The following is a 7,155-nucleotide window of genomic DNA, read 5'->3' as shown; positions in this document are numbered from 1 at the left end:
AGATGGGTTATATGCATCTAGAGCACGGAAGTGCCCACTATCTTTTTCAAGTCATCTCTCGCCGCTATGAACGTGGTTCTATCATCATGACCTCCAACAAGTCATTTGGTGAATGGGGAGAAGTATTGGGAGATCCAGTTATTGCGACAGCGATGTTGGATCGACTTCTGCATCATTCTCGTATCTTTAACATGAAAGGTGAAAGCTACAGATTACGGGAAAAGAAGGCTGCATCACGAAAACAGAAGGGTTCGTGAGGAGCCCTTCTGGGGAATTTTAAAACGGCGATTTTGGGGAAGTTATAGCCGGCCTTGACAATTAATTACTTTTTCCGCAGTATCACTTTCATTTATATCTATAAGATTGCCAATGGTTTCAACGGAATCTCCCTTGTTAATCGGCTGATCGAAAATAAGTAGACAATGATACTGTCTTTTTTTGTGCTTGTGGTAATAATCTCGTGAGGTGTGACTTAGAAGTTTAGACAGATAGTGAGTTAAGCGGATAACAATATAATGTCTTCGGAAGGCTTGATTTAATTCTTCGATATTATCTGCTGTAGGAAAACAAATTGCTTTTAAAAACAAATGAAAATGTTCCTGATTATATAAAAAGCTTTTCACAACACGATTAGATAATCCTCTTTTATATTGTTGAATAAAATTCACTACGCTCCTTTCTAACCCACCTTTTAATTTCCCATAAGAATATGGTTTATTCAATGATATCCCCCCTTTTTTTATAAAAAAGGGATATATAGGAATTAAAACAACCTTAAATATCAATTAAACATAAATTATATATTTTAGTTGGCTATTGTCCCTAAGAAAAAAGGAGAGGCTACAACCCTCTCCTTTCAATTATTATAAATTACATCCTGCACTACATTTGATTTGTGAAGGGCCACGATACGGAACTCCCCAACCTCAGAAATACGGGCAAAGACCCAGTGTGAAACCGATAATTTATATGCTGGAATTATTATATACTCTTGCTTCTTTTCCATAATATAGATGACGTAATTATTTTGTGTTTTGTGTAAGGTTATTCACCAATATTTAGAGTCTTTTTGTCTTATCCTTCTTCGATCCGAGGTGTCATTTATACAACCAACTGGATTGAACGTACAAACAAAGAAATTCGTAAACGCCTAAAAGCCCATGAACAGCTTATCGAATCTCAAAGCGGCAGAGAAAATTGTGTACCTTACGCTGCAAGACTTACAAGAACGTTGGTCTACCCGCAAGCTAAAGAAATTTGCGTCTGCTTATATGGCATTGCAAGACAAATTTAAACAAAAATATGGAGAGTAGAATCAACTTCCTGTTTGTATGGTAAAAAATAGAAGAACCCGTCGAGGGTTCGGCAGGCCCTCGCTTTTTAGCTTGCCCTTGACTGAACCTTCTGTATTTTTTTCTGAGTCACTAAGGAGGGAGTTGATTCCGATTTTCTATCCACCTCCGGTGGATACCCTGCTTACTTACACAAAATTCTTGACGGTACCATTTGTTCATTAACTTGATTAATTTTTTCTTTTCTTTTTGTTTTTCTTAATTAAATCCATTATAACAACCAAAGTCAGTATAAAAACAGAATGCATTAAAGGTTTAACATAGCTGGGTTCATCGTAGATAAAGTAAGCTACTATAAAGTTAAGTATGAAAGTAATAAAGTATCCCAAAATTTAATCATCTCATTTCATCTCAGAAAGGTTGATTTGTGACTGTGAGCTAAGCAACTTATTAACCTCAGTTATAAATTCAGGTGATGTTTCATTTAACTTTGAAAGTCAATATTGTTTTTCTCTAAGATACTGATAACATTTTCATTTAGTACAGGTGAGACTTTTTCATTGACTTCAGCGGCGGCAGCAAAAGGGGCACTATCTGTCGCAGTTTCGGGATTGAATTATTTGTCCAATTATTCAATTGTTGTCATAGGAGATTTTTCCGATGGACTACTTGGTTCTTCTGCAAATGCAGAAGGTGTAAACAAAGCAGTGATTAATACGGCAGAGGATAAAACTCTTAGTACATTTTTTTTCATAAACTTTCCCTCCTATTTGATATATTTGTAAACGAATCATCCATAATACCATATTATATAATATTTTGTAATAAATAGATTATAAAATAAGGAGAAGAACATAATAAAATTCTACAAAGTACTTTTGATTTTTATGTTATCTTCAATATTAACTTTTGATTTTACTAACGCCGTTAGAAGTGCGGATATTCCGTAAAGGGTGCCAGCTGTTAAATACACTGTTTTAACCCCAAATAGATCAGATAATAATCCCATGATTAGTACCGATAAACCAAATACCATGTATATAAGAATCCCATGGGCAGAAAAAACGATTGGCAGGATAGAATATTCTACGTTTTTTTGAAATATAGTTTGTTGAGAGATGTCTCTTAATTGATATGGTATTCCCATTAACAATACGATACCAAGTGATATCCATGGATTGTTATTTAGCGCAAATATAAAAGTAAGGATACAGACTGATAAAGAAGATAAAAACAGACTAACGATGAGTTTTTTATTAATCCATCTAGCTAAAAACCACGCAACTACACTTCCAATCAACATTCCGGTTATATTGCTTGCATTAATAAACCCCCACCATTCTTCACCTTTATAAAGTACTTTCTTTACAAAAACTAGAATAATAGCTCCAATCCAAATACTCCCTGCGAATGTTTCAAAAAGATCCATTAATGTTGCAACTCGCAAAATTTTGTTATTCCAAATATTTATCCATCCAAAGCTGAAACGCTTCCATTTAGATTCCGCGTCTTGGTTTACTGTTGTATCATTTGTTGGATCCTTAATAAAAAACAACGATATTGTGGATAAAGCAAGCAAACAAATTGTAATCAATAAAACATAGATCTCTCCAATATAAACGATTAGTATCCCTCCTAAAGACCAACCTAATATCTGAACTATTTGATTAATACTTGATAATAAACTATTTGCTTTTACTATTTGATTTGAGGAAACTAAACGAGGGACTAAGGAATTTCTACAAGGTCTGGTCCAACCGTCCATAAATGAAATTACAAAGACTAAAATCAATATTCCCCCTAAATAGTTTGTTGCCATCATTAAAAATACCAGAAAAAAGTTTGAATAATAGGAATCATTGTAGCTAAAGTTGCAGATCCAGTTAGCTTATAAATTAAGGTGACAACAGTGATTGTATATAAAGCGTCTCCTAAATTAGCCATAAACTGACCTATTAGAAGTAAGTAAAATGAAAAGTTTTTTATCACTTTTTATCCCTCTTTCATGTTCTAATTAAGCGCTATAAGAACGAATACAAAACGTTGATGATACGCCTGAAAAATAAGGCTACAGATTGGATGTGGAAGTAAAATCCAGTCTGTAGCCTGTTTTGACACGTGTCTCAGTCATGTTCTATCTTGCTTTATTTATTATTTTTTACATTTACAGAACAACGATGAAGAACCAGATCATCATAATGAGCTGAATAATGATTTTGGCTATCGTGCTGCTAAGAAATCCCAGTAATGTTCCAAGTGCGATGCGAAATGACTTCTCTGCTCCACCGCCGCGTACAAGTTGAACCAAGAACACAGCCACGAACGGCCCAACTACGATGGAAAGCGGACCAAGAAACAAGCCAAGCACAAACGGCCCAAGTAAAATCCCGGCTACCGCAGCCATCATTGACCATTTATCTCCGCCGTATTTTTTAACAAAGTAAATATTGGAAAGCATATCCGCGCCAATAATAAACAAAGTAAGAATGGTCATCGGCACCCAAAATGTCCATCCGAGCGTCGCGTTATCAATGCCAAACTGGTAAATAAGGAAAGCAAGCCATATTAAAAGCGCGTCAGGGATGACAGGAATGACGACCCCTACAAGGCTTAACAAAAATAACGCACCAATAATAAACCAAAGTGCAAGTTCCATTTGGTTCCTCCTTGTTTTCTATTTTTCCTTTATTTTTATACGTGTATTAAACCACAGAGGAAGCAGTTTTTTGAGCTTTGTTTTTTGGTTTTTTGTATGTATTTTTTGTACGCAGTATTTATATTCTTTTCGTATATCGTCTTATATAACTAACTGTTAATTAACAAAACTTTAAGATAGAAAAACATTCTTTATCATCTTTGAATATCATTTCATAATTAGCCATTCAGAAACGCCTAATCCCAGATGTATTTTATCATATCAGTCGAGAAGATTCTTACTTCTAAGGGATTAGGCGTGGAAACAAATAGTGGCCCATCTAGTGGCTCACCGCTCCGTTTTTCACTTGTGTTGTCTTTCCTTATGTTATCTATCAAAGAGGGCATTCTATCTGTATCTTAGGTATCAAAAGCGGCGTCCGCCTTACTGCCTCCCCTTCTTTACCTCCGCACAACGACCCGGAGTCGGAAACAATTTGTCTGGATTTAGCAAATTCTCCGGATTGAAAACTTCTCTGATTTGAATTTGTGCTTCAATCTCTTCCTCGCTGAATACGTATCGCATTTCTTCTTTCTTCTCAATACCGACCCCGTGTTCTCCTGTAATCGTTCCGCCGACATCCGCGCATACCTTTAGTACTTCCGAGCCTACTCGAACAGCCAATTCGGCCTCGCCCGGCTTCCGCGCGTCAAACAGAATAAGCGGATGAAGATTCCCATCCCCGGCGTGGAATACGTTAGCGATACGCAAGCCGGAACGTTCGCTGATGGTTTGAATTTCCGCAAGCACTTCCGGCAGACGGCTTCGTGGAATAACGCCGTCCTGTACCAAATAGTCAGGCGAAATGCTGCCCATAGCTGCAAACGCCGTTTTCCGGTTGGCCCACCATCTCATGCGCTCTTTTTCATCTCGCGCCACTTTTACATCAACGACACCCCTTTTCTCACATATGCCGACAATTCGTTCAACTTGCTCGTCAATTCCGGCTGCGATGCCGTCCACTTCAGCCAGAAGAAGCGCCTTAATCCCCGGCGGATGCCCGACCGGATATGTTCCGGCTTCCACTCCCTGGATGGCTACTGTATCCATCATTTCCAGCGCGGCGGGAACGATGCCAGCAGCAATGATATCAGACACCGTATAGCTTGCCGCCTCTACCGTATCGAAGTATGCAAGTACCGTTCGCTTGGCTTCGGGATTTTTCAGAATGCGGACAATAATTTTCGTTACGATTCCTAGTGTGCCCTCGGAACCTGTCAAGAGTCCGACCAAATCATAGCCCGGCGCGTCGGGGACACCTCCGATTTCAACAACTTTGCCGTCAGAAAGCACAACTTCAAGGCCAAGCACATGGTTGGTCGTTACGCCGTATTTCAGACAATGAGCACCCCCGGCGTTTTCGGCGACGTTTCCCCCGATCGTACAGGCGTATTGACTGGAAGGATCGGGCGCATAGTAATATCCTTTATGAGAAATTGAATGCGTAAGCTTCAGATTCACGAATCCCGGCTGCACGACCGCCAAGCGGTTCTCAAGATCAACATGCAGCAATTTCTTCATGCGTACCAAACTGATTATGACTTCGCCGCCCAGCGGAGTGGCACCTCCGCTCAATCCTGTACCTGCTCCACGCGGGATGAATGGAATTTTTTTGTTGTGTAAATATTTGACCACCGCAGCCACTTCTTCCGTTGTGGACGGAAAAACAACGGCTCTAGAGAGCCCTTTGTGAATCGTATACCCGTCGCACTCATAGGCAAGCAAATCTTCTTTTTTATACAAAATGGCATCAGGCCCGACGATAGCTGTCAATTCCTGAACGATCCGATCTGGCATCACCTATCCCTCCTTTGCGGTTTGCCTCTGTTCTTCTTGGTATGCCCAATCCAACAGCTGGATTGTGTGCACCGCCTTCTGATTTCGTCCATGCTTTTGTATGCCTATGGCAACTTGCAGCATACAGCCGGGATTCCCCATAGAAATCAATTCCACTTCGCGCGGCACATTTTCCATTTTTTTATCCAAAATCCTGCCCGCCATTTCCGGATGGGTCAGATTGTAAATGCCTGCGCTTCCGCAACAGCGATCAGCGTCAGGAAATTCTACCATCGTTACGCCAGGAATATTTTTGAGGATTTGGCGCGGTTCAAGGCGAATGCCCTGCCCGTGCGCCAGATGACAGGCATCATGATACGTGACGCTAACGTTCAGTTTCGCGCGTGGCTTCCTGTACCCATTATCGTAGAGAAATTTTGCTACGTCCTCCACTTTTCCGGCAAACGTTTCCGCTTTTTCCCTGTATCGCTCATCATGGTGCAGCAGTTCTGGATACTCTTTGAGCGCACAACCGCAACCGGCCGCATTTACTACAATCCGGTCGATGTCGAAAGCGAGAAATGCATCGATATTTCGCCTGGCAAGTTTTTTCCCTTCTTCGCGTTCTCCTGCGTGAACGTGCAGGGCACCGCAACAGCGCTGGTCTTCCGGAATCACAACTTCGTACCCGTTCTTCGTTAGCACACGAATCGTAGCTTCGTTAACCTCTCCAAATATAGCGTCCATCACGCAACCGGTAAAGAAGGCGACACGCTTCCTAACGGGACCTTCCGCTGGTATGATGCGCGGATGCGTCTTCATGATAGGTTTGGCAACGCTCGGCATGACTGCCTCCATATCACGCAAATAGGACGGAAGCAAATGGAGCAAACCGGTTTTTCGCACCAGTTTCTGCAGCCCGCTTTTCTGATAGAAGGCAAATAAACTCCCGAGCGTATGCAGCCGTGCCGGATAAGGAAATACCTTTTTCAGAAACAAATCATTTACTGCTTTCTTCCATCCGGTCAAAGACATGGCCTGGCGCACCTGCCCTCGCGCTTCTTCAATTAACGTCCCCACCTGCACGCCGGACGGACAAGCCGTCTCACATGCGCGGCAATCCAGACAAGTGAATATAGGATCGGCAAACGCTTCGTTGACATCCATCTTTCCTTCCGCCACGGCTTTTATTAGATAGACACGCCCGCGCGGGGATTGGTGTTCTTGTCCCAGTTCATCATACGTCGGACACGCCTCAAGGCACATACCACAGTGCACACAAGCTGAATACTTGTCCTCGCTCGGCGGATCGGGCCAAAGGTAATTGCCGGAAGAAACACAGACCGGCTCCCGTTTTTCGTGTTCGGCTGAATCTGTGGGCATTTGGCTCAT

At 41.4% G+C, this 7,155-nt stretch carries 7 protein-coding genes and 1 pseudogene; 2 read left to right on the top strand and 6 right to left on the bottom strand.

What is annotated here, in order from left to right; genetic code table 11:
* Positions 1 to 257: ATP-binding protein (locus tag BLR88_RS06565; RefSeq protein WP_091261086.1), on the top strand; the 257-nt coding region annotated here is incomplete at its 5' end.
* Positions 258 to 299: 42 nt separating this feature from the next.
* Here BLR88_RS06565 and BLR88_RS06560 read toward each other — a convergent pair.
* On the bottom strand, positions 300 to 722 hold the full coding sequence (locus tag BLR88_RS06560; RefSeq protein WP_091260243.1) for a hypothetical protein: 423 nt from the start codon (positions 720 to 722) through the stop codon (positions 300 to 302).
* A gap of 344 nt (positions 723 to 1,066) precedes the next feature.
* Between BLR88_RS06560 and BLR88_RS06555 the strand changes: the two are divergent.
* Positions 1,067 to 1,313 (top strand): annotated as a pseudogene (locus BLR88_RS06555) (transposase); the annotation flags it as partial.
* Positions 1,314 to 1,920: 607 nt separating this feature from the next.
* On the opposite strand, the gene BLR88_RS20345 reads toward BLR88_RS06555, so the two are convergent.
* The 5 genes from BLR88_RS20345 to BLR88_RS06535 all read right to left on the bottom strand — a co-directional run bounded on the left by BLR88_RS20345 (position 1,921) and on the right by BLR88_RS06535 (position 7,155).
* Positions 1,921 to 2,046 carry a hypothetical protein gene (locus BLR88_RS20345; protein ID WP_302846660.1) on the bottom strand — a complete coding sequence of 42 codons (126 nt, stop codon included), beginning with the start codon at positions 2,044 to 2,046 and terminating at the stop codon, positions 1,921 to 1,923.
* Between the two features lie 111 nt (positions 2,047 to 2,157).
* Complete coding sequence (locus BLR88_RS06550) at positions 2,158 to 3,114, bottom strand: MFS transporter (protein ID WP_091260242.1); 957 nt, start codon at positions 3,112 to 3,114, stop codon at positions 2,158 to 2,160.
* A 342-nt stretch (positions 3,115 to 3,456) separates the two neighbouring features.
* Positions 3,457 to 3,948 (bottom strand): DUF456 domain-containing protein, encoded by a 492-nt coding sequence (locus BLR88_RS06545; protein ID WP_091260241.1) that lies wholly within the window; start codon positions 3,946 to 3,948, stop codon positions 3,457 to 3,459.
* Between the two features lie 423 nt (positions 3,949 to 4,371).
* On the bottom strand, positions 4,372 to 5,784 hold the full coding sequence (locus BLR88_RS06540) for an FAD-linked oxidase C-terminal domain-containing protein (protein WP_091260240.1): 1,413 nt from the start codon (positions 5,782 to 5,784) through the stop codon (positions 4,372 to 4,374).
* A 3-nt stretch (positions 5,785 to 5,787) separates the two neighbouring features.
* Complete coding sequence (locus tag BLR88_RS06535) at positions 5,788 to 7,155, bottom strand: (Fe-S)-binding protein (RefSeq protein WP_409359885.1); 1,368 nt, start codon at positions 7,153 to 7,155, stop codon at positions 5,788 to 5,790.

It is taken from the genome of Aneurinibacillus thermoaerophilus (assembly GCF_900099925.1).
Lineage (GTDB): Bacteria > Bacillota > Bacilli > Aneurinibacillales > Aneurinibacillaceae > Aneurinibacillus > Aneurinibacillus thermoaerophilus.
Note: the sequence above shows the minus strand (reverse complement) of the source record. Positions and strands in the feature narration are given on the sequence as shown.